Source organism: Pseudomonas frederiksbergensis, from assembly GCF_000802155.2.
Taxonomy (GTDB): domain Bacteria; phylum Pseudomonadota; class Gammaproteobacteria; order Pseudomonadales; family Pseudomonadaceae; genus Aquipseudomonas; species Aquipseudomonas frederiksbergensis_A.
On sequence record NZ_JQGJ02000004.1, the window covers coordinates 421,740 to 443,595 of the forward strand.

Below are 21,856 nucleotides of genomic sequence, written 5' to 3' on the forward strand. Positions count from 1 at the left end.
GGATCCTCGGTGGGAGCGAGCCTGCTCGCGCCCACCGTTTCTTCGGATGCCAGGGAGTCCGCGACCAGCTGTTAACATATTGGCCTGTTTTCCACCCGGCCCGCAGCCATGCTTCTTCCCGCCCTAGACTGGCATCCCCAACCTCGCCTCGAACGCCTTCACTTGGACTGGCTCGCCCACGCCAGCGTCGAAGTGGCGGTCTTGCGCCTGGACCGGATCGATCCGCTGATCAGCGGCAACAAATGGTTCAAGCTGCTTCACCACCTGCTCGCTGCCCATCAGGCCGGTGCGGCAGGTGTGATGAGCCTGGGCGGCGCTTATTCCAATCATTTGCACGCGCTGGCCGCTGCGGGCAAGCGCTTCGGTTTTCCAACGGTGGGGTTGTTGCGGGGCCATCCTCGGGAAACGCCGACGGTACTGGACCTGAAAGCGTTCGGCATGACGCTGCACTGGTTGGGTTACGAAGGATACCGCAGGCGTCATGACGCAAACTTCTGGACGCCTTGGCAGTCGCAATACCCTGGCTTCTGGCCCGTGCCGGAAGGCGGTGCGGGACTTCCGGGTGCACAAGGCTGCATGACCTGGGCGAGCTGTGCACGTGACCAACTGGCGGCGTTGGGCTGGGAGGACTATCACGGCTGGTGGCTGGCCTGCGGCACCGGAACGTCGCTCGCGGGCCTGGTGCTGGCTGAAGCAGGCAAACGCCCGGTGCATGGCGTCCTGGCGGTGCCCGAAGGCCATGGCGTCAGGCAGAACGTCGAAAGCATCGTAAGTGCAGCGGGCCTTGCCGATCCGCATTATGAGCTGTTTGATGGCAGCCGTGGTGGCTTCGGCCGGGTTGACAGTGATCTCGCCGCGTTCATCGAAACCACCCAGGCCATCGAACTGGAGCCGCTCTACACCGGCAAGGCGCTGATGTTGCTCAAGGCTCGCGTCGAGGCCGGTGCGATCGAGCCGGGCACTCGCTTGATCTTCGTTCACACCGGCGGTTTGCAGGGCCGCCGGGGACTTGAGTAAGCGGTGCTCAACCGCGCTTGGGCAGCATCCGCAGCAAGGTGTTATCGCGCACCACATAATGGTGATACAGCCCGGCCAACGCATGCAGGCCAATCAACCAATAGCCGACGGTGCCGCCAAGCACATGCCAGCCTTCCAGTTGCTCGGCAAACGCCTTGTCCGGCTCGACAAGCAACGGTAAGTCAAAACCGTAGAACATCACCTGATGCCCTTCGGCGCTGGTGATCAGCCAACCCAGCAGTGGCATGGCAACCATGAACAGGTACAACGCCCAGTGCATCAGGCGCGCCAGGAAGGTTTGCCAGGCGGGCGATGCCGGAAAGATTGCGGGTGCCTTGCCCATGCTTCGGGCGAACAGGCGCAGCCAGACCAGCACGAACACGGTCAGGCCAAGCATGAAGTGCGCTTCCTTGATCAACGTTCGACCGTCGCTGCCCTTGGGGAAAATCCCTCGGAACTCAATGCAGGCATAAACCACGGCCAGCAGCACCAGCATCAACCAGTGCAAGGTGACCGTGACGGTACTGTAGCGGTTTGTGGAATTTTTCCAGGGCATGCGGGTATCTCCAGTCGTCAGGGTAAAGCGCTGTCTGGGCAGCGTTGTGCTTGGACTGTATGCCCGTTTCGTTGGGTTCGCATGAGGCAGATCAAGTTGACCCGATGAATTTATGATTCGCTCGCCGAATGGTCTTGCCATCAGCCTCGGGGAGCCCGCTCTCGACCAGGCCACGGGATCCCTCAAGGCGTCATGTCCGGTGGATTCAAGAGCCAGTCGAATAGAAGGCTCACATCGTTGTTGCCCGTCGTCGAGGGGGACGTTGATACGGGGCCGCCGTTGTCCGGGACGGGTTGGAGCGATCTGGCGCACAACACCGGCCGGTCGGGATCACCGTCAAGGAAGCTCACCAGTACCTCGCTGCCGCCCACCCAGGAAGGTGGGTTGTCGGTCGCAAGGCGCGACACGGGCAGCACAATGCCTTCATCATCGCGACGCCAGAGGCTGACCATGATCCGACCTTGGTCGTCGGGCGTCGCAGCCTGACCTGTCGGGCCGAGCACATAGGCGAGGTGATAACCGGGTATGCATGGCTTGGGATGCTTGATGGGCGGTCGGTACACGGAAGACCAGGGAATCGCGCAGAACCGGTTGCGGTAATGCTTGGCCGATGGTGTGTCCGGCAGGTTCCTCTGCAGGATGGAGAATTGCCGTCCACGGTGCCGGACCTCTGTAATCAGCCATTGATCATTGAACGTCGATACCGGATGCCCATCGATCTGTGCGATATGACCGCTGCGCATGGCCGAGGAGGTGGTATGCCCGTGGATCTCCCGTTTTCGATAGCGCAACCGTTCGAGACGCCGCCGGCCCGCCTGGAAGCGGTGGGTTTTCGCGGGGTCGTCACGCATTCTTTCGTGCCTTGAATCCTGGGGGACCGGTAACGTGGGGTTGGTTTCCTCGGCCACCGCCCGATCACGAAACCCTTCGGGCGGCCCAGGGGGGACCGAGTGATGGCGTTGATACAACCGCGTGATAGTGCCGCGCTTATCCGCCTCTGCGTGCGAGAGCAGTCCAGCCGACTGTAAAGGAAAGCTCTTTGGGTCTTCCGCAAACACCAGGACATGGCCCTGGGGCGTATGTTCGAAATGGTAGTGAATGCCTTCCTCTTCGCATAAGCGCTGCAGCAGCGTCAGGTCGCTTTCTTCGTACTGGATGCAAAACGGGCGACGCGGATACTGCCCATTTGGCAGTTCGAAGCGATAGCTATGGGCAGGCAGTGCGTTGTCCTCCAGCAGGTTCTGCAAGATCTCTACGACACTGAGCCGATGAAAGATCCGCCGCCGCGGACCTTGTTCCAACTGCTGGAGGTAAGGAACCAGCGTCACGCGATAACCAACGCGATGCGCAGCACCCGCGGTCAGGCTGATGCTGTGCACGACGCCATGTATGCCCGCCTGACCTTCCAGGCGTAGGAAGGCTGCTTGCCCGAGCAAAACGTCAGGGCTGATCGGCGGCATCAGGCCAATCAGGTCGAGGTCGAAGCGGTACGGTTGATTGAGCGCTTCCTGGCCGTTGAGCCTCAGGACCTGCAAGCGCATATCGCTTTGGATGATCGTCAAGCTGAAAGGGTGTTCCGTGTCGTTGCGCATCGCGGCCCATCCTGGCTGAGGGAGAGAGTACAAAGGGTACGAAACCCCGGCGCGTGACGCTGTCCCCAAATCGCTATTTCAGAAACCCCCTACAGCATGTTGTGAAAATGTCGATTGGGCCGCCGCGATTTTTTGGTCGATCAGCCGGTTTAGGCCGTATAAACTTGCGCCACAGCGCCGGCCGGCAGATGTCTCGGCGCGTCAGACAAGAGAGTGAGTAATGGGCGCACAGTGGAAGGTTAAACACAAAGAAGCGGCTGCCAACGCCAAGGGCAAGATCTTCGGCAAGCTGGTGAAGGAAATCACCATTGCGGCGCGAAACGGTGCCGATGTCGCCACCAACGCACACCTGCGGCTGGTGGTCGAGCAGGCTAAAAAGGCTTCGATGCCCCGCGAGACCCTGGAGCGTGCGATCAAGAAGGGTTCCGGCCAGCTTGGCGAAACCGTGCAATACCATCGTGTGACCTACGAAGGGTTCGCGCCCCATCAGGTGCCGCTGATCGTTGAGTGCGTGACCGACAACATCAACCGTACCGTGGCCGAGATTCGCGTTGCGTTCCGCAAGGGCCAACTCGGCGCGTCGGGTTCGGTAGCCTGGGACTTCAACCACGTGGGCATGATCGAAGCCGCCCCGGACAGCCCCGATGCTGATCCGGAAATGGCCGCCATCGAGGCCGGTGCCCAGGATTTCGAACCGGGCGAGGACGGCGCGACGTTGTTCATCACTGATCCTGCCGACCTTGATGCCGTGCAAAAGGCGTTGCCGGAACAGGGCTTTACCGTGTTGTCCGCCAAACTGGGCTATCAGCCGAAGAATCCGGTCAGCGGCCTGACCGACGAGCAGATGGCCGAAGTCGAGGCGTTCCTCGAAGGTCTCGACAACCACGACGACGTGCAGGACATGTTTGTCGGCCTGGCGGGTTAAGCCGAAGCCGCAGCGGTGAGGGAGCAAGCTCCCTCGCCACGCTAGTGCAGTAGACCTTCTATCTCGTCAAACCCCGGCCGCGCCAGTACATCCGGCTGGCAGCAGCGCGCCTCCAGATCCTTCAATCGTGAAAGATCCTCGATACTCGACGCCGGTTCGATCCGCGCCAGCAACTCCCCCAGCAAAATCCCGAAGGCGCGCACTTCAATGCGTTGCAACGCGCGGGTCTGCCGGTCCTCAACCGGAGCATGGAAAGACGCCGCGCCAAAATCCCCCAGTAAACAATCGCCCTGGTCGTTGCAGAGGATATTGTGGCCATACAGATCCCCATGGGTCAGGCCTCGCCGATGCAGGTGACCCGCCACACGGGCAATGCCTTGGGCGATGCGCACGGCCACATCGGCGCGCAGGCGCAGTTCGTCGGGATAGACGTCACGCGTACAGGATTCCAGGCTCGGCAGCCCGGCCAGGTTGCGGTAATCGGGGCCGATCAGGGCCATCACCAACCCTTCCTGGTGCTCGGGGTGACCGTTGACCTGACCCAACACCTCGATCAGGTTCGGATGCTTGCCAGCGGTGATGCACGCATGCATTTCATGCAGCGGCGAGCCATCGCTGGTCATTTGGCCTTTGTAGAGCTTCACCGCGACGTCGCGCCCGGCCTGGCCTGGCGTTTGCCATAGCGCTTGGTGGATCACGCCCGATGCCCCTTCGCCCAACGACTGTTGCAAGCTCAGTTGGGACCAGTCGATCGGTGTGGCGACATGCAGCGCCTGGGCATTGGCTTCAGTTTCCAACGGGTTACCCGCGTAGGCCAGCCAACTGAGACTCGGCATTTCCAACAACCACGACGGCAGCTCGGCCAGTTGATTGGCGGAAACACGCAGCAATTCGAGGCGATGACACTGTGCGAGGCTTTGCGGCAACTGCCGCAGGCGGTTGCCTGCCAGCATCAATTTTTGCAGGTGGGGACGCCGGCCCAGCTCCTCCGGCAACTGGCTGATGCAGTTATCGGTCAGGATCAGCCAGCGCAACAGGGGGGGCAAGGCTGCGCCGGTCACGCGCTCGATGCGGTTGGCCTTGAAGCCGACCATGGTCAATGCGCTGCAACGGCCCAGGCACTCAGGCAGTTCGACGAAGCGATTATCCGAACAGAACAACACTCGCAGGCGAGTCAGGCGATTGAGATCCGCTGGCAGCGTGTCGAGCAGGTTGCCGCTCAGGTCGAGGATTTCCAGCGAGTCCGCGAGATCGAAAATTTCCTGGGGAAACTCCGTCAGGCCGCATGACAGCTTTAGTCGGGTAATGCCCGACAGTTGGCCGGTTTGGAGTTGGGTGAGGGTGTGCATGGTGGCGATCGCTGTTATCAAGGGGCCGAGCGCAGGTGAAACCCGCGCAGGCCCGCATGATAAACAAAAAAGGCAGCGCCAGCGGCCCTAGCGCTCGATGCTGCGGTTCCACCGTGCGTTCCAGGCCGGGCGTTGTTCGTTGACCTGATCCCAATCCACCGCGATCGCGGTTTCCAGGTACTGCTTCATTGCTTCTACCTGGCCACGCGTCTTGTCGGTGGTCGGTGTGTTGGGGTTGGACGGAATCTGATCGCCTTCTTCCAGGGCGATCGCCTGGGCTTCGGGCGTCAGCAGGAACGCCGCAAGTTTTTGCGCGAGTTCAGGTTCGCTGTTCTGGGCGACGGCGCATTCGGCGACGTTCAGGACCACCGCACCTTCCTTCGGTTGTGCGTATTCGACCGGCATGCCCTTGAGTTTCAGCGCGGTCACCTGGGTCGGCGTCAGTGGGAACAGCGCCGCTTCGTCGGTCTGCAACATCTCGGAGATTTTCGCCGAGCTGGGAATGTACTCCAGCACGTTGCGCCCGACCGTATTCGGCCAGGCCTTGAAGCCTGGCTCGACATCGGTTTCGCTGCCGCCCTGGATCCGGTTGAACATCAGGAAACCGTGCAGGCCGAAGGTGGATGAGGCCACGGATTGAAACACTACTTTGTCCTTGAACCGTGGGTCCGCCAGGTCCATCCACGAGGTCGGCGTGCTCCAGCCTTTTTCCTTGAACAGCCGCGTGTTGTAGGCGAGGCCGGTGACGCCGAGGCTGACGGCGACGGCCTGGTCCTTGATGCGGCCCTTGGCCGGGATCTGCGCCAGGGGCGCGCTGTCCTGCAGCTTGTCGCACAGCCCCATGGCGATGGCGCGGTACATGATGCCGTCGTCCAGGAACATCACGTGCATCTGCGGGTTGCCCTTGCTGGCCTGGACCTTGGCCAGGATGTCGGCCGAAGTGCCCGGCACGATCACCACCTTGACGTTGTTGGCTTTCTCGAAGGCCGGCAAGACTTTGTCGGCGTACAGGCGCTCCATGGTGCCGCCGTTCATGCCCAGGTAAAGCGTCGGCTCGGCCAAGGCCTGGGTGACCGGGAGCAGGGCGCCCAGGCAAGCGGAACCCAGCGAGCAGAAACCGAACAGTGCACTGCGTTTGACGTTATTCATTGGCGCGACCTTCCTCTATCAAGCAACGGAGATGGAGTGAAACCGGGTGATTGAAAACGCATCCAGCGGCGTGGACGAGGCCCCGCTGCAGATGATTTCGGTGAGCGCCTGGCCCACCGCCGGGCCGATCTGGAAGCCCGCGCCGGCAAAGCCGAACGCGTGCAAGAGACCGGGTTGGGTGCTGCTGGGGCCGATCACCGGTTGGCGATCGGGCAGGTAGCCTTCGGTGCCGCTCCAGGTACGGATCGCCTGGGCGCCCTCGAGGAACGGATAGAGTTCGACGGCTTGGCGCAGAATCTCGATAACTGCGCTCTGGCCGGGACGGGCGCGGGCATCGTCCAGCGCAAAACCCTGGCCGCCGCCCAGTACGCAATTGCCCCGGGCGACTTGTCGGGCATAGATGCCGCCGCCCTCGACGCCGGTGCTGGCGTCCATTACCACAGGCAGCGGCTCGGTCACCAGCATCGCCGGGTGCCCGGCGTGCATGGGCACTGCTTCGCCAAACTGCGCGGCGAAGCGGCTCGCCCAGGCCCCGGCGCAGTTCAGCAGCCAAGGTGCGCGGAATTCGACAGCGGTTTCGGTGCGCACGGCAAAGCGCTGGCCGTCGTGCGTTACCTGGCTGACCGGGCACTGTTCATGCACCTGCGCGCCATGCCTGCGGGCCGCCTGGGCAAATGCTGGCGAGACCAGGCGCGGATTCGCGTGACCGTCATCCGGACACAGCGAGGCGCCGACCGCCACGGTGCCGACCCACGGAAACCGCCTGCGCAATTCGTCGCGATCCAGCAGTTGCAAATCGAGGCCAAAGCCCTGGCTGCTGGCGGCGTAGTCATGCAACGCACGCAAGTCATCGAGACTGCGAGCCAATTTCAGATGGCCGCTGCGCTGATACTCGCCGTCAATGCCGATCAACTGCGGCAATTGCCCCCAGATCTCATGCGCCCGTTGCGACAGCGGCAGTTGCGACAACGGACGGCCCTGGCGCCGCACGCCGCCGTAGTTCACGCCGCTGGAATGCGAGCCGCAGAAGTCCCGCTCCAACAGCGCCACGCGACGGCCGGCCTTGCTCAGGAACAACGCCGCCGAGGCGCCGACGATGCCGCCACCAATGATCACCGCATCGACCTCGATCATGGCTCCACCTCCAGGCCAAACGGCACGGGTTTGACGGGCGCCTGTGCCCGCAGTCGACCGATGTCCCGAACGGCGCGGCCACTTTCACGGGCGATGATTTCTGCTGCCGCGGCACCGCACATCCGCCCTTGACAGCGCCCCATGCCGACCCGGCAATGGGCCTTGACCCGGTTGATCTCCCAGTGACCTTCGCCCACCACCTGGCGGATATCTGCGACGCTGACCTCTTCGCAGCGGCAGATCATCAAGTCATCGGTCGCGCGGCTCGCCCAATCCTCGGGAAAGACAAAGGCCCGCTCCAGGCCCTGGCGGAAATGGCCGATGCGTTCGAGGGACTGTTCCAGCTGGGCGCAACGTTGCGGGTCGACTCGGTACCCCAGGTCTTCGAGCAGCGCCAGGGCCGCCCGCTCTCCGGCCATTTCGGCGGCGTCGGCGCCCATGATCCCGGCGCCGTCGCCGGCCAGGTAGACGCCGGCCGAGCTGCTGCGTCCGGCGCTGTCGCGTTGCGGCAGCCAGGCACGGTTGAGCGGGCTCCAGGCAAATTCACAGCCCAGCAGATCGGCCAGTTGCGTTTCGCTGCGCAAGCCATGGGCGAAGGCGACTGCATCACAATCGAGGGTGCGCTCGGTTGTTTTGCTGCGCCATTTCAACGATTGCACTCGGCGCTCACCCTCGATGAGCGTGAGGCTGGCGCCTTGATGTACCGGGATATCATGAGTCGTCAGCCAGGCGCGGTAATAGAGTCCTTTGGCGAGCGTCGCCGGTTGCGCGAGCAGGCCGGGGAGGGCGCGCGCCTGGGCGCTCAGCGGCGAGCTGTCGAGAACCGCGACAACGTTCGCGCCGGCCTTGGCGTATTGGTACGCCACCAGGTACAGCAACGGCCCGCTGCCCGCGAACACCACTCGCTCGCCGATGGCGCAACCCTGGAACTTCAGGGCGATCTGCGCCGCGCCCAGGCTGTAGACCCCCGGCAGTGTCCAGCCAGGCACCGGCAGGATCCTGTCGGTGGCACCCGTTGCGACGATCACGCTGGCGTAGTCCAGGCGAGCGGCGCGGCCCTCGTGCAAGGTGTCCAGCTGACCGGCTTCGGCGTTCCATACCAGCGTGTCGGGACGGTAATCGAGCTGCTGGCGCAACTCCTCCAGCGTCTGGTGGATAGCGTTGGCCTTTGCTGCTTCGAAGCCATACAGCTTGTCCGATGAACGGGTGAAGTTCGCGGGCTGGCGCCGGTAGATCTGCCCGCCACCGCGCGCGGCTTCATCCAACAGGACCGGGTAGATGCCATGGGCGGCCAGGGTTTGCGCAGCGCGGATACCGGCGGGGCCGGCGCCGATGATGACGATGGGTTTCATACCTGGCGCCCCGGTTCGCGGCTGATCTGCTGGCCGGCTTCGAGCATTGTGGAGCAAGCGCGCACGCGGCGGCCGTCGCCCAGGCGGACCCAGCAATCCTGGCACGCGCCCATCAGGCAGAAGCCGGCACGGGGCTCTGCGCTGAAATCGCTGCCGCGCACGTGTTCGCTGCAGGTCAGCACGGCGGTCAGCACGGTATCGCCCAGCAATCCGCTGGCCGGTTCGCCGTCGAGCATGAACTTCAGGGCCGGGCGATCGCTTTCGGCCAGTCGTTTCAGCAGAGCCATGGCGCCCTCATTGTTTGCCTACCAGGACCCGATCCAGGCCATAGACCCGATCGAGCAGAATCATCGTCAGCGCTGTCAGCGCGATCACCAGCGCCGACACCGCCGCCATCATCGGATCGATGGATTCGGTGGCGTAGACGTACATGCGTACTGGCAAAGTCTGCGTGGCCGGCGAGGTGACGAAGATCGACAGCGTGACTTCATCGAAGCTGTTGATGAACGCCAGCAGCCAGCCTCCGGCGACGCCTGGCAAAATCATGGGCAGAGTGATCTGCCGGAACAGGGTGAAACGACCGGCCCCCAATGACTGCGCGGCTTGTTCGGCGCTGCGATCCAGGCCGATGGCCGAGGCCAATACCAGGCGCAGCACATAGGGCGTGATCACCAGCACATGGGCGAAGATCAGCCAGCTGAAATTGCCATTCACACCCATCAGTGCAAACAGCCGCAGCAGCGCGACGCCCAGCACAAGGTGCGGAATGATGATCGGTGACAGGAACAGGCCGTTGAAGAAGTCCCTGCCTGGGAACTCCAGCCGGGTGATCGCCAACGCCGCCGGCACGGCGATCAATGTCGCCAGCGAGGCCGCGCTGAACGCCAGTATCAGGCTGTTGTAGAACGCATCGACAAAATCCGCGCGCTCGAACACGGCGCGAAACCAGCGCAGGGAAAACACCGTAGTGGGCAGGCTCAAGGTGTTTTCCGGCGTGAAGGCGACAAGGCAGACCACCACCAGCGGCGCCAGCATGAACACCACCACCAAGGCATGAAACAACAGGGCGAAAGGACCGTTCCTGGACATGAAGAATTACCCCAATGACTTCTTGTAGCGGCCTTCGATCATGCGGTTCCAGGACAGCATGATCAGCAGGTTGAGCAGCAACAGCGCGACGGCGATGGCGGCACCCATCGGCCAATTCAGTTCCGACAGGTATTGGTCGTAGATCAGCGTGGCGACCATTTTCAAGCGACGCCCGCCGAGCAGGCCGGGGATGGCGAACGAACTGGCGGCGAGGCCGAACACGATCAACGTGCCGGACAACACGCCAGGCATGATCTGTGGCAGCACCACCTTGCGGATCACCGTGAATTGGCTCGCGCCCAGGGAAAGAGCGGCTTGTTCGGCGGCTGGATCGAGTTTTTGCAATGAGGTCCACACCGGAATGATCATGAACGGCAGCATCACGTGCACCAGGGCGATGACCACCGCGAACGGCGTGTAGAGCAGTTTCATCGGCGAGCCGCCAAGGGCTTGCAGCGTCTGGTTGACCAGCCCATCGGCGCCGAGGAGCAAGCTCCAGCCGAACGCTCGCACCACCACCGAAATCAGCAACGGCGTGAGGATCAGGATCAGGAAGATCGAACGCCACGGCGCGCCCATGCGGCTGAGGATGTAGGCCTCGGGTACACCGATCACCACGCACAGCAGCGTGGTCAGGGCACTGATCCAGAAGGTGCGCAGGAAGATTTCGTAGAAGTACGGGTCGCCCAGCAGACTGGTGTAGTGCTCGAAGGTGTACGCCTCGCTGTTGATGCCCGAGCCGTAGTCGAAGACGTTGAATGACAGCACCAGCGTCAGGCCGAGGGGAATTACCAAAAGGCCCAGGTACAAGGCCAGCGCCGGCGCCGACATCCAGTAGCCTTGGCGACCGCGCTTTATGGCGTCGAGCAGCTTCATGCCAGCACCTCGTCGGCGCTCAACACCCGCAGCAACGTAGGGTCCCAGTCCAGGCCGACGGCGGTGCCTTCGGCCAGGGGCGCCGAGCCGTCGTTGCGCCGCACTACGCTGAGTTCACCCAGGCTGGTGGCGACGCCATAAAGCCATTGGCTGCCTAGAAAGAAACGGTTGGTGACGGTGCCTTGCAGCCGCCCGGACCCGGGAGCGCACAGGTCGATTTTTTCCGGACGCAGGCTCAGGGTCAGCGCGCCTTGACCAGCGCTGCAGGCTTGCACGACGCCGGCGCTGTCACGCTCGCCGGGCAGCAGGTTGGCCTTGCCGACGAAGCCGGAGATGAACTCGGTGCGCGGGTGTTCATAAAGAGTGTAAGGCGCGTCGATCTGGGTAATACGGCCGGCCTGCATGACCACGACCCGATCGCTGATCGACAGCGCCTCGGATTGATCGTGCGTGACCATCAGCGTGGTGATACCGACTTCGCGCTGGATACGGCGGATTTCGAACTGCATCTCTTCGCGCAGGTTGGCGTCGAGGTTGGACAGCGGCTCGTCGAGCAGCAGCACCGGAGGCTCGATCACTAGCGCGCGGGCCAGTGCCACGCGCTGGCGCTGGCCGCCTGAAAGCTCTCGTGGGTAACGCTCGGCATGCCGGTCCAGGCGCACCAGCTTGAGTACTCGATCAACCCGCGATTGCAATTCGGCGCTGGGCACTTTGCGCATGCGCAAGCCGAAGGCGACGTTGTCCTTGACGGACATGTGCGGAAACAGCGCGTAACTCTGGAACACCACGCCCAGGCCGCGGCTGGCAGGCTTGGCGTGGGTGATGTCGCGCCCATCCAGCAGGATGCGGCCGCTGCTGGCTTCGACGAAGCCGGCAATCATTTGCAGGGTGGTGGTCTTGCCGCAACCGGACGGCCCCAGCAGGGAGACGAATTCGCCTTTCTCAACCGAGAGGTTGGTGGCGACCACGGCGTCCAGGTCGCCATACCGTTTGCTCAAGTCTTGAAGTTGCACGAAAGCCATGACTGCGCTCCACCTGAGATTGTTATGCGTCGCCGCAAGGCGCGCTTTTTTGTATGGGCAGATACGAAAGGATGTCGCGGGGTGCGTTGGCGCTCGATTTCAAGTCGGCTGCCGCTGTTGTTCGAATCGCCCCTGTCTGGACGCAGAGTAGGACGAAGAATAGGATGGGCTCAACTGACTATTTCACTGAAGCGATGACTATTTTCAGTTTCATTCGGTGAGTAAATTTATTGAAGAGAAACCATATGCCAGATTCCACTGGGCGGAATATTGATAAGGGTGAAGTGGGGGTCGGCTCGGTCTCCCGGTTGTTTGCCGTCCTGCGGAGCCTGGGCGAGACGGCCGAGGGGGGCGAGCGAGTCACGCAACTTGCCCAACGCATCGGTCTTTCCCAGCCCACCACGCACCGCTTGCTGCGCAACCTGATGGATGAGGGCATGGTCGAGCAGGATGCGCGCAGCAAACGCTACCGCTTGAGCCTGGATTTCTTTGCCCTGGCCGCCCGCGCCGGCAACACCGGCAACCTGCGGGAATTGGCCAGGCCCGCGATGTTGCGGTTGTCGGCGTCGCTGGGGGATTCGCTCTTTCTGCTGGCACGTTGTGGTTTCGACGCGATCTGCCTGGATCGCAGCGAGGGGCCGTTTCCGATCCGTACATTCACCGGCGACATCGGCGGCCGGGTGGCCTTGGGCGTGGGGCAGGGCAGCCTGGCGATCCTGGCGTTCTTGCCGGAGGAAGAGCGCGACACGGTGATTCAATACAACTTGCCGCGGCTCAAGGACTTTCATCTGTACGATGAGGTCTTCCTGCGCACGGAAGTGGAAAACGTCCGCACGCTGGGTTATGCCGGGCGCAACACCGGTGTGCTGCAAGGCATGGCCGGGGTGGCCGTGCCTATTCTCGATCGCGAAGGTCGGGCCGTGGCGGCGTTGAGCGTGGCGACGATCAGCGACCGGCTCGGGCCGGATCGCCTGCCGACGGTGGTGGAAATGCTCAAGCGCGAAGCCGCCCTGATCGGACCGCGGATCAACCCGTTCGACCCGCTGCTGCGCAGGCCTTCGCAGGTGTTCAGGCAGGGGTGAATGAAGTCTTGCGCATCGTTGCAGACTTTGGGAGCGGACTTGCTCGCTCCCACAAGGTGATAGTTGTCAGAAATCCAGGGTCTGCTTGAGCGTCTGCGCCGCCGACGTATCGCTCGGGATCACCATCGCATAGTTGTACCCAGGTCCGGACCAGTATTCGGCCTGGAGTTCACCGTCACGCCGGCTGCCACGGGGCAGCAGGAAATTTCTCGGGCCTGGTGGGCGGATATAGAAGCTGATCTTCTGGCCGCCGGCATCCTGATAGACCACCATCGCTGCCGCGCCTTGATCGGTGCTGAGCAATCGCCCGCTGACCGGTTTGAAACCCGCTCCCGTGAGGTCCGGCAAGCGGTCGGCCTGGGCGAAATAGCGATCCAGCCAACCTTGCATACCCTGCTTGTCGCCTGACTGGTAGTCGGCGGGCAAGATGCCTTGCTGGGCAATCAATCGATACGCCTGCAGCGCGTCAGCCATGGGGGCTGCGGCACTGAGGAGGGTCATTTGCCGGGCGTGCCAGCCACCGAATCCACCGACTCCGATTGCCACCATCAATACCGCCGCGTTGGCCAATTGGCGGTGGGTTCGATGCTTGAGGCGTTGACGGATGGTCGCCGGGTCCAGGTTCGGATTGGCGGATTGGTGCAACGCTGCGCTCAGGGTCGTGCGCAGGTGCTGCGCGTCCTGTTGCCAGGCTCGCACGCGCTTGGCCGCGGCAGGGTGGTTGGCCAGGTAAATCTCCACTTGTTGCCGGTCGGCTTCGCTCAGTTGATGATCGACGTAGGCGTGCAAGTCGTTGTCGCTGGGGGGCATGCTGATCATTTGAGTATTCGCAGGGCAGGGCGGGCGATTTCGCCGTCGCTGAGTTGACGCAAGGCCTGGCGGGCGCGTGACAGGCGCGACATCACGGTGCCGGTCGGCACGTCCAGGATGTCGGCGACTTGCTGGTAGCTCAAGCCTTCCACCGATACCCACAGCAGTAGCGCGCGCTGTTCGGCAGGTAGCTGATCGAAAGCCTGGAGTGACGATTGGGCAATGACGCTGCGCTCCGCGGACGGATGAGCATCGTCGCGCCCGGTGAAGAACTCCAGCATGCGCGCGTACCGTCTTGAACGACGATGGGCATCGAGGAACTGGCGGTAGAGAATCGAGAACAGCCAGGCCCGCAAATCACCGTCCGCACGCTTGTCGTTCCATTTCGACAGGGCCCGTTCCAGGCAGGCCTGGACCAGGTCATCGGCATTGCTGGGATTGCGTGTCAGCGACACGGCAAAACGTCGTAGCCGTGGGATGAGCAGGCGCAGCTGGTCGTCGATTTCGTTCATGAGCCGGTGGCTTCGCTGGGCAGTGACTGCGTTGCATGGAAAGACGATCCGGGAGCCAGATTATTCCAGCGAAGTAAAAATAAATATGGAGCGTGGGAATAAACCCGTTGGGCTTTCGTCTGACGGGTCCTTTCCACAAATGGCCTTGTGCCTTGGAGTCTCCCAATGGTTGACCCTTCTTCTGAACGCCGGCCGTCGTTGAGCGCCGCCAGCCTGACATTGCGCCTGACGGCCATTGCCGTGGTCGTTGCTGCGTTGGCCGGGGCGTTTGCCTACGTCAATGGCACACTCGACCCACAACGCCTGACGCCTAAGGCTCTGGTCAATGTCTTGGAAACAAACAACGGGATCCATGCGGGTTTCCGACGCAATCACTCCAAAGGCGTCTGCGTTGCCGGTTATTTTGAAAGCAGTGGCGAGGCCCGTGCCTACTCCAGCGCACAGGTGTTCAATGAACCGCGCACGCCGGTGGTTGGCCGCTTTGCGCTGCCGAGCGGTAATCCCTACGCACCGGACGGCAGTGTGCCGATCCGAAGCCTGGCGTTGCGTTTCACCCAGTCCGACGGACAGCAATGGCGCACGGGTATGAACAGCATGCCGGTGTTCCCTGTGGCTACGCCAGAGGCCTTCTATCAGCTTCAACAGGCCCAATCGCCGGACCCGGCCACGGGCAAGCCAAACCCCGCGGCAGTGCCGGCATTCTTTGCCGCGCATCCCGAGGCAGCGCCTTTCCTGCAATGGATCAAGACGGCCAAGCCTTCGGCCAGCTATGCCACTGAAACCTATAACGGCATCAATGCGTTCTACCTGGTTGGCCCAGGCGGACAACGCCAGGCAGTGCGTTGGGGCGTGGCACCCATGAGTCAGGACGCGGCGGATGCGACCCCACCCCAAGGCGCCGACTTTCTCGAACAGGACCTGACCAAACGCTTGGCTGCCGGGCCACTGCGCTGGCAGCTGAACATCACCTTGGCCAACCCGGGCGATCCGGTCAACGACGCCAGCAAGGCCTGGCCCGCCGATCGCAAGGTGCTCAACGCCGGTACCCTGGTGTTGGAGCGCGCCCAGGCGCAGGACAACGGCGATTGCCGTGACATCAACTATGACCCGCTGATCCTGCCCAGCGGAATCGAAGGCTCCGATGATCCGCTGTTGGCGGCGCGTTCGGCTGCCTACGCCAGTTCCTATCTGCGCCGTACCAGCGAAGTCAGCCAGTTGCCCGCCACTCAGGAGTCCCGTCCATGAATGCCCCTCGACATTTTGCGCCGCTGGCTCGGCTGCTGCATTGGCTGATGGCCCTGATGGTCATTGCCATGTTGTTCATCGGCGCTGGCATGGTCGCCTCGGTGTCTGAGCGCCATGCGTGGTTGCTCCAACTGCACAAGCCCCTGGGCATCGCTATCTTGCTATTGGTGATTGTGCGCCTGCTGGTGCGCTTCACCACGCAGGTACCACCGCTGCCGGCCGACCTTCCGGGCTGGCAGGCATTGGCGGCCAAGGCTTCGCATGTCTTGTTGTATGCCTTGATGCTGGTGCTGCCGCTGTTGGGCTGGGCCATGATATCGGCAGCGGGAGACCCGGTGATGCTCAGCGAATCGCTTCGGTTGCCTTCCATCCTGCCCGCGAATGCCCAGGCCTTTGCACTGTTGCGCAAGGCTCATGGCTACCTGGCTTACCTGTTGTTCCTGACGGTGCTGGTGCATCTGGCGGCGGCGCTGTTCCACGGGTGGGTGCGCCGGGATGAGGTGTTGGACAGCATGTTGCGGGGCAGGGACTAACCGTACGACCCGTGGCGAAAGAACAAGCGCTATCGCCACGAGTACCGGGGGTGGCTCGTCAACGCAACTCGTCGACCATGGATTCGAGGGTGCTCAACACGTCCTTGCCCAGTTGCATCGAACGTTTGCCTGACCAGCCGGTGCGTGGGTTCGGATGGTCGTCGTGGTCCTTGAACGGCATTTCCAGCGTCAGGGACAGGCAGTCGTATTTCTGGCCGACGGCATTGCAGGCCAAGGTCATGTTGGCCTGGCCTGGTTCGTCGCGGATGTAGCCGTGTGCAGTCTGGAAATCTTTGGTCTGGCGTTTGAGGTGGCTGCGAAAACGTTCTTCGAGTTCGGCGATGCGCGGCGTGTAGCCGGGGTTTCCTTCGCAACCCGCCGTGAACACGTGGGGGATTTCTTCGTCGCCATGAGCGTCCAGGAACGCATCGACGCCATACTTTTCCATTTGCTGCTGTACAAAAAAGACTTCAGGGCTGATTTCCGGGCTGGCGTTCTGCCAAGCCCGATTCAGGTCCTGGCCCATCGCGTTGGTGCGCAGGTGGCCGTGGAAAGCGCCGTCGGGATTCATATTCGGCACCAAGTACAGATCGGCCTTGGCCAGCAACCGGTTCAGTTGGGCATCGTCCTGGTGCTGGAGGCGTTCGATGATGCCTTCCATGAACCATTCGGCCATGTGTTCACCAGGGTGTTGCTGCGCGATGATCCAGATTTTCCGCCGTCCTTCTACACCACTGCCCTTGCGCAGTAATTGAATGTCACGGCCTTCGACACTCTTGCCAGTCGCCAGCAGTTCGGTACCGGCCTTGTGCTGCGCTTGTTCGATCAGCCAGTCGTGGCGGCCGCGGCTGTAAGGTTCGAAATAGGCAAACCAGGCGTGAGGTTGTTCGGCTTCCAGGTGAAAGCGCAGGGCATCGCCTTCAAATTGCGTAGGAATACGGAACCAGTTGACGTGGTCATAGGAAGCGACAGCCTGGTAGCCGGTCCATGCCTTGTTGTAGGAGGACTGGCTGGCATTGAGCAGGCGGAAGGAATATTCCTGGCCGACGTGCAAACCGCTGGCCTTGAAGTGGAACCACTGGAAATGGGCACTGCGGGTGTCGGGTCTGATCTTCAGCAACGATTGCAAGGGGTTGCTGACGTCCACCACCTCAATGTTGCCGCTGTCGAAACTGGCGCTGATATCAAAGGAAGATTTAGCCACGGTCACAATTCCTGCCTGGGATTCTTATGGCCGTTACTTTACACGCAAGGAAGGGGAAACCGGGACGATTTGCTGTCGAGGGGGAGGGGGCGTCCTCCCTGGACGCATTAGCAGGTTAGAGAGTCGTTGAATGATTCTCAAGTACTGCCTGTCGATCATTTCATATCGACGCAATACAGGGCGTTTTTAAACGAATGTGCGTTTGCTATCATCGCCGGCACCGAATTCTGCGACACCCAAAGACTTCATTAGCCTGAAGCCATAAGCCGAAAATCGGCAAAAAAAAAGACCCGGCAAAAAGCCGGGTCAAAAACCGTGATTAGCCTGATGAGGAGATATTCCAGAAGTCCGACCAAGGTCTTCTGGTCTATCGACTGATCTCGCGATCAGTTGATGCAATAATAATCATTATCATTTGCAAGTCAAATGTTTTTATTGCACCTATTGGAAATTATTTCCCGTGGCTCGCATGCGGGCCATCTCCAGGCGTTACGCCGAGCGAGTGGGGTAACCGTCCAGCGATCGATCGAGCATGACCTTGACCAGGTCGATCATGTGCACCACCGAAAATGCCAGGTCGCGGCTCGGGCCGCTGAGGCGGCTGGCTGATTCCTGGGCGGTAGCGGCTGCGCAGCGCAGCAGGTCGCAGGCATGGACGAGGGCTTCCTCTGCGCTGATGTTGCGGTTCACGTCGAAAAAACGATGTTCCGCCTCGGCGTCCGCAATACCTGGTTTCAAGTAATAGTCCAAGGCGCGTTTGGCCGCAGGGCAATCCTGAAGCGAGGGGAAATGGCCGTCTGGAAGGAGGGCGGGCTCGTCTTTGTTGGGCTTGTCCATGGTGTCGAGTTTCTCCGTGTTGGTATGAAATCCTGGATCCAGCTTAGTACGCTTCGTAATTGTGACGACGATTTAAATACTACAATTTGTGTTTTGATGGGCGTGGTCATCCACGTATCGTGCCGTTCATGGATAAATGGATAGAGTTGGTCAAGGCCAAGATGAAGGAGCTGCACATCACGCAAGTGGTGCTTGCAGAACGTTTGGGGATGTCCCAGGGCGGTGTCGGCCATTGGCTGACCAAGCGTCGGCAACCCAGTCTTGAAGACATGAACAGGGTGCTTCAGGAGCTCGGACTCGAGTTCCTTGAAGTGGCGATGGTGATCCGCGAACCGGACACCTCCACTGACGAAGGCATGGCGCTGGCGCAGAAGTACAACCCGTACTTCCGCTATCCGGTCAACGACTGGCATGACATCGGCGCCGTCCGCGAGGGCGACCTGGTCGAATACCAGCCGCCGCGCTACGAGCTGACGGACTACCATGCCCAGGGAGACGCTTTCTGGCTGGTCGTGGTGGGTGACGCGATGACCGCGCCGAGCGGGCTGAGCATCCCCGAAGGCATGTCGATCCTGGTTGATCCTGCCATCGAGGCGGTGCCCGGCAAACTGGTGATCGCGCAACTGCCCGGCAGCAGCGATGCAACTTTTCGCAAACTGATCGAAGAGAGCGGCCAGCGTTATCTGGTCCCGCTCAATCCTACTTACCCAAAAACCCTGTACACCGAGCAATGCCGCATTATCGGCGTGGTTGTGCAGGCAACCATCAGGTTCTGAAACGTATCGGCCCGGGATGGGCCGATACCTATTCCAGTGCCACCAGCGCGCTGCCCTCGCTGACCATCTCACCTTCCTGGCAATACAGCGCCTTGATCACGCCTGCCTTGGGCGCGCGAATGCTGTGCTCCATCTTCATGGCTTCAAGCACCACCAACTGCGTGCCGGCTTCCACCGTTTGACCGGCTGTCACCAGCACCCGGACGATGCTGCCGTTCATGGGGGCGAGCAGGCCGCCCTGGTGGCTGTGGCTGGCTTCGGCGGCGGCTGACGGGTCGTAGGAATCGATGCGATGCAGATCGCCTCCCCATTGCAAATAAAGGCTGTCGCCCTGGCGAATGGCCCGATGGCTGCGACGCAGACCGTTGCGTTCGATGACCAGATGCTCGCCCTTGAGCTCGGCCCAACGGTCGGTCACGTCGAAGGTCACCGCCCGGTCCCGGCCGTCACAGCTCAGATGCAGGGTGGTTTCCCTTGGCATTCCCAAGCGCAGGCCGGTGTTATCGGCCCAAGGGGAATTGACGTCATCAGCGCGAACGCGTGATGTCATGCCCGAGGCAAAGGCATGGGCTGCCGAGTACCAGAAATCATCATCCAATTCGCCAGGTTCAGGCAGTAATTGCGCCTGGTGGCGTGGGATAAATCCGGTATCGAGTTGCGCCGCTGCAAAGGCCGGATGGCCGACGATGCGCCGCAGAAAGCCGATGTTGGTCCTCAGGCCACCGATGGCGAACTCGTCCAGCATGGCCAGCAACCGTAGACGGGCCTGTTCACGGTTTTCACCCCAGGCGATCAGCTTGCCCAGCATAGGGTCGTAGAAGGACGAAATCTCGTCACCTTCCTCGACACCGCTGTCGACCCGCCGACCTTCGCCCCCAGCGGATTCGCGGTACAACGCCAGGCGACCGGTGGCGGGGAGGAAGTCGTTGGTCGGATCCTCGGCGTAGAGCCGCACCTCGATGGCATGGCCCAGTAACGGAACTTGCTCTTGCGTGATGGGCAGCGGCTCGCCCTGGGCCACGCGGATTTGCCAGGCCACCAGGTCGAGACTTGTGATCGCTTCGGTGACTGGATGCTCGACCTGCAGCCGGGTGTTCATCTCCATGAAGAAGAACTCGCCCCGCGAATCCAGCAGGAACTCCACCGTGCCCGCGCCGACATAACCGATGGCCTGGGCGGCGCGCACGGCGGCCTCGCCCATTGCCTGGCGCTGCGCCGGACTGAGGCCGGGAGCGGGCGCCTCCTCGACGACTTTCTGATGCCGGCGCTGGATCGAGCAATCGCGTTCGTTGAGGTACAGGCAGTGGCCGTGTTGATCGGCGAACACCTGGATTTCCACGTGGCGCGGCTTGAGCAGGTATTTTTCCACCAGCATGCGCGCGTCGCCAAACGACGATAGCGCTTCGCGCTGCGCCGATGCCAGTGCTTCGGCCAATTGGCTGACGTCTTCAACGACCTTCATGCCCTTGCCGCCGCCGCCCGCGGTCGCCTTGAGCAGCACCGGATAACCGATGCGTTCGGCAGCGGCGCGGAAGGTTTCCAGATCCTGGGCTTCACCGTGGTAGCCGGGCACCAGCGGCACGCCGGCGGTTTCCATCAAGGCCTTGGCGGCGGATTTGCTGCCCATGGCGTCGATGGCCGAGGCGGGAGGGCCAAGGAAGATCAGCCCGGCTTTTTCGATAGCCCGGGCAAACCCGGCATTCTCGGAAAGAAAACCGTAGCCGGGGTGGATGGCCTGTGCACCGCTGGCCTGGGCTGCGGCGATCACTTTGTCGATTTGCAGGTAGCTGTCGGCGGCCTTGCTACCACCCAGGTCGACACGGATATCGGCTTCACGGCAATGGCGCGCGTCACGGTCCGTGGCACTGTGCACGGCAACGGTGGTCAGGCCCATGGCCTTGGCTGTGCGCATGACGCGGCAGGCGATTTCGCCCCGGTTGGCAACCAGTAACGTAGTGAGGGCAGGGGCGGTCATTGACGCGGCTCCTTGTTGTTCGACTCGGTTTGCCAGCCAGGTGGGCGTTTTTGCAGGAAAGCCCGCAGGCCCTCCTGGCCTTCAGGGCTGACACGTATCCGAGCGATGGCGTTTTCGGTGTAGCGGCGTAGCGCAGGCGTGAGAGCACCGTTGCCGACTTCACGCAGCAGCTCCTTGCTGGCGCGCATGGCCGCTGGACTGTTGAGCAACAGATTGTCGATCCATTGCCCGAGCTGATCGTTCAACACCTCGGCCGGGTAACTTTCCGACAGCAAGCCGATTTCTTTCGCACGTTGCCCGCCGAAGCGTTCGGCCGTCAGGGCGTAACGTCGCGCCGCGCGCTCACCGATGGCCTGCACCACGAACGGACTGATCACCGCCGGGGCCAGGCCGATGCGCACTTCCGACAGACAGAATTGTGCCTCGTCGGCTCCGATGGCCATGTCGCAGGCACTGATCAGGCCCAGCGCTCCACCAAACGCGGCACCCTGGACGACCGCCAGGGTTGGAATCTTCAACTTGGCGAGGTTGTACATCAGCTCCGCCAGTTCCCGGGCGTCGTCCAGGTTGGTGTGGTAATCGAGCTCGGCGGACTGTTGCATCCAGGCCAGGTCGGCGCCGGCGCTGAAGTGTTTGCCACGACCGCGGAGTAACAGAAAACGCAAGGTTGGATCGCTGCCGACCTCGTCCAAGGCGAGAATCAACTCGCGGATCATCTCGGCATTGAATGCGTTGTTTTTCGACTCGCGGCTGAGCCACAGGGTGGCAAAGCCGCGAGGGTCGGTGAGCAGTTCGAGCGTGTTGTAATGGTTCATGGGCAT

General features: G+C 62.0%; 22 protein-coding genes. 6 read left to right on the forward strand and 16 right to left on the reverse strand.

Features of this window, described 5'->3' with window-relative positions:
- The first annotated feature begins 108 nt into the window (after positions 1-108).
- Positions 109-1,017, forward strand: a complete 909-nt coding sequence (locus JZ00_RS10470) for a 1-aminocyclopropane-1-carboxylate deaminase/D-cysteine desulfhydrase (protein WP_039589140.1) — start codon at positions 109-111, stop codon at positions 1,015-1,017.
- 7 nt (positions 1,018-1,024) lie between these two features.
- Here the strand turns inward: JZ00_RS10470 and JZ00_RS10475 are convergent, their stop codons facing one another.
- On the reverse strand, positions 1,025-1,573 hold the full coding sequence (locus JZ00_RS10475) for a cytochrome b (RefSeq protein ID WP_039589141.1): 549 nt from the start codon (positions 1,571-1,573) through the stop codon (positions 1,025-1,027).
- A gap of 182 nt (positions 1,574-1,755) precedes the next feature.
- Positions 1,756-3,165, reverse strand: a complete 1,410-nt coding sequence (locus JZ00_RS10480) for a type VI secretion system Vgr family protein (RefSeq protein WP_039589142.1) — start codon at positions 3,163-3,165, stop codon at positions 1,756-1,758.
- Positions 3,166-3,385: 220 nt separating this feature from the next.
- Between JZ00_RS10480 and JZ00_RS10485 the strand changes: the two genes are divergently transcribed.
- Positions 3,386-4,090: a YebC/PmpR family DNA-binding transcriptional regulator gene (locus JZ00_RS10485; RefSeq protein WP_039589143.1), complete on the forward strand. Its 705-nt coding sequence runs from the start codon at positions 3,386-3,388 to the stop codon at positions 4,088-4,090.
- A 41-nt stretch (positions 4,091-4,131) separates the two neighbouring features.
- Here JZ00_RS10485 and JZ00_RS10490 read toward each other — a convergent pair whose 3' ends face one another.
- The 8 genes from JZ00_RS10490 to JZ00_RS10525 form a co-directional block, all read right to left on the reverse strand.
- Positions 4,132-5,439 carry a leucine-rich repeat-containing protein kinase family protein gene (locus JZ00_RS10490; protein ID WP_039589144.1) on the reverse strand — a complete coding sequence of 436 codons (1,308 nt, stop codon included), beginning with the start codon at positions 5,437-5,439 and terminating at the stop codon, positions 4,132-4,134.
- Between the two features lie 87 nt (positions 5,440-5,526).
- Entirely contained in the window at positions 5,527-6,588 is a 1,062-nt protein-coding gene (locus tag JZ00_RS10495; protein WP_039589145.1) for an ABC transporter substrate-binding protein, read from the reverse strand.
- A gap of 18 nt (positions 6,589-6,606) precedes the next feature.
- Positions 6,607-7,722, reverse strand: coding sequence for an NAD(P)/FAD-dependent oxidoreductase (locus tag JZ00_RS10500; RefSeq protein WP_039589146.1), 1,116 nt, complete (start codon positions 7,720-7,722; stop codon positions 6,607-6,609).
- The gene (locus JZ00_RS10505; protein WP_039589147.1) at positions 7,719-9,074 is read right to left on the reverse strand and encodes an FAD/NAD(P)-dependent oxidoreductase; all 1,356 of its coding nucleotides are present in this window, start codon (positions 9,072-9,074) and stop codon (positions 7,719-7,721) included. Before JZ00_RS10505 ends, JZ00_RS10500 begins: the two co-directional genes overlap by 4 nt.
- On the reverse strand, positions 9,071-9,361 hold the full coding sequence (locus tag JZ00_RS10510) for a (2Fe-2S)-binding protein (protein ID WP_039589148.1): 291 nt from the start codon (positions 9,359-9,361) through the stop codon (positions 9,071-9,073). The genes JZ00_RS10505 and JZ00_RS10510 overlap by 4 nt, the downstream gene beginning before the upstream one ends.
- A gap of 7 nt (positions 9,362-9,368) precedes the next feature.
- Positions 9,369-10,163 (reverse strand): ABC transporter permease, encoded by a 795-nt coding sequence (locus tag JZ00_RS10515; RefSeq protein WP_039589149.1) that lies wholly within the window; start codon positions 10,161-10,163, stop codon positions 9,369-9,371.
- Positions 10,164-10,169: 6 nt separating this feature from the next.
- Positions 10,170-11,039: an ABC transporter permease gene (locus JZ00_RS10520; RefSeq protein ID WP_039589150.1), complete on the reverse strand. Its 870-nt coding sequence runs from the start codon at positions 11,037-11,039 to the stop codon at positions 10,170-10,172.
- Positions 11,036-12,061 (reverse strand): ABC transporter ATP-binding protein, encoded by a 1,026-nt coding sequence (locus JZ00_RS10525; protein ID WP_039589151.1) that lies wholly within the window; start codon positions 12,059-12,061, stop codon positions 11,036-11,038. The genes JZ00_RS10520 and JZ00_RS10525 overlap by 4 nt, the downstream gene beginning before the upstream one ends.
- A 245-nt stretch (positions 12,062-12,306) precedes the next feature.
- Between JZ00_RS10525 and JZ00_RS10530 the strand changes: the two genes are divergently transcribed.
- Positions 12,307-13,143 (forward strand): IclR family transcriptional regulator, encoded by an 837-nt coding sequence (locus JZ00_RS10530; RefSeq protein WP_039589152.1) that lies wholly within the window; start codon positions 12,307-12,309, stop codon positions 13,141-13,143.
- A gap of 66 nt (positions 13,144-13,209) precedes the next feature.
- Here JZ00_RS10530 and JZ00_RS10535 read toward each other — a convergent pair whose 3' ends face one another.
- Both JZ00_RS10535 and JZ00_RS10540 read right to left on the reverse strand, forming a co-directional pair.
- Entirely contained in the window at positions 13,210-13,962 is a 753-nt protein-coding gene (locus JZ00_RS10535) for an anti-sigma factor family protein (RefSeq protein WP_039589153.1), read from the reverse strand.
- A complete protein-coding gene (locus JZ00_RS10540) occupies positions 13,959-14,465 on the reverse strand; it encodes a sigma-70 family RNA polymerase sigma factor (protein WP_039589154.1) in 507 nt (168 codons plus the stop codon). The genes JZ00_RS10535 and JZ00_RS10540 overlap by 4 nt, the downstream gene beginning before the upstream one ends.
- A gap of 165 nt (positions 14,466-14,630) precedes the next feature.
- Between JZ00_RS10540 and JZ00_RS10545 the strand changes: the two genes are divergently transcribed.
- A complete protein-coding gene (locus tag JZ00_RS10545; protein WP_039589155.1) occupies positions 14,631-15,710 on the forward strand; it encodes a catalase family peroxidase in 1,080 nt (359 codons plus the stop codon).
- Positions 15,707-16,243, forward strand: a complete 537-nt coding sequence (locus JZ00_RS10550) for a cytochrome b (protein WP_039589156.1) — start codon at positions 15,707-15,709, stop codon at positions 16,241-16,243. Before JZ00_RS10545 ends, JZ00_RS10550 begins: the two co-directional genes overlap by 4 nt.
- A 58-nt stretch (positions 16,244-16,301) precedes the next feature.
- Here the strand turns inward: JZ00_RS10550 and JZ00_RS10555 are convergent, their stop codons facing one another.
- Entirely contained in the window at positions 16,302-17,453 is a 1,152-nt protein-coding gene (locus JZ00_RS10555) for a M14 family metallopeptidase (protein WP_039589157.1), read from the reverse strand.
- Between the two features lie 483 nt (positions 17,454-17,936).
- Positions 17,937-18,284 (reverse strand): DUF6124 family protein, encoded by a 348-nt coding sequence (locus JZ00_RS10560; protein ID WP_039589158.1) that lies wholly within the window; start codon positions 18,282-18,284, stop codon positions 17,937-17,939.
- 128 nt (positions 18,285-18,412) lie between these two features.
- Between JZ00_RS10560 and JZ00_RS10565 the strand changes: the two genes are divergently transcribed.
- Complete coding sequence (locus JZ00_RS10565; protein ID WP_039589159.1) at positions 18,413-19,060, forward strand: LexA family protein; 648 nt, start codon at positions 18,413-18,415, stop codon at positions 19,058-19,060.
- A 28-nt stretch (positions 19,061-19,088) separates the two neighbouring features.
- Here the strand turns inward: JZ00_RS10565 and JZ00_RS10570 are convergent, their stop codons facing one another.
- Both JZ00_RS10570 and JZ00_RS10575 read right to left on the reverse strand, forming a co-directional pair.
- The gene (locus JZ00_RS10570; RefSeq protein ID WP_039589160.1) at positions 19,089-21,035 is read right to left on the reverse strand and encodes an acetyl/propionyl/methylcrotonyl-CoA carboxylase subunit alpha; all 1,947 of its coding nucleotides are present in this window, start codon (positions 21,033-21,035) and stop codon (positions 19,089-19,091) included.
- The gene (locus tag JZ00_RS10575) at positions 21,032-21,850 is read right to left on the reverse strand and encodes a gamma-carboxygeranoyl-CoA hydratase (RefSeq protein WP_039589161.1); all 819 of its coding nucleotides are present in this window, start codon (positions 21,848-21,850) and stop codon (positions 21,032-21,034) included. Before JZ00_RS10575 ends, JZ00_RS10570 begins: the two co-directional genes overlap by 4 nt.
- Positions 21,851-21,856 lie beyond the last annotated feature (6 nt).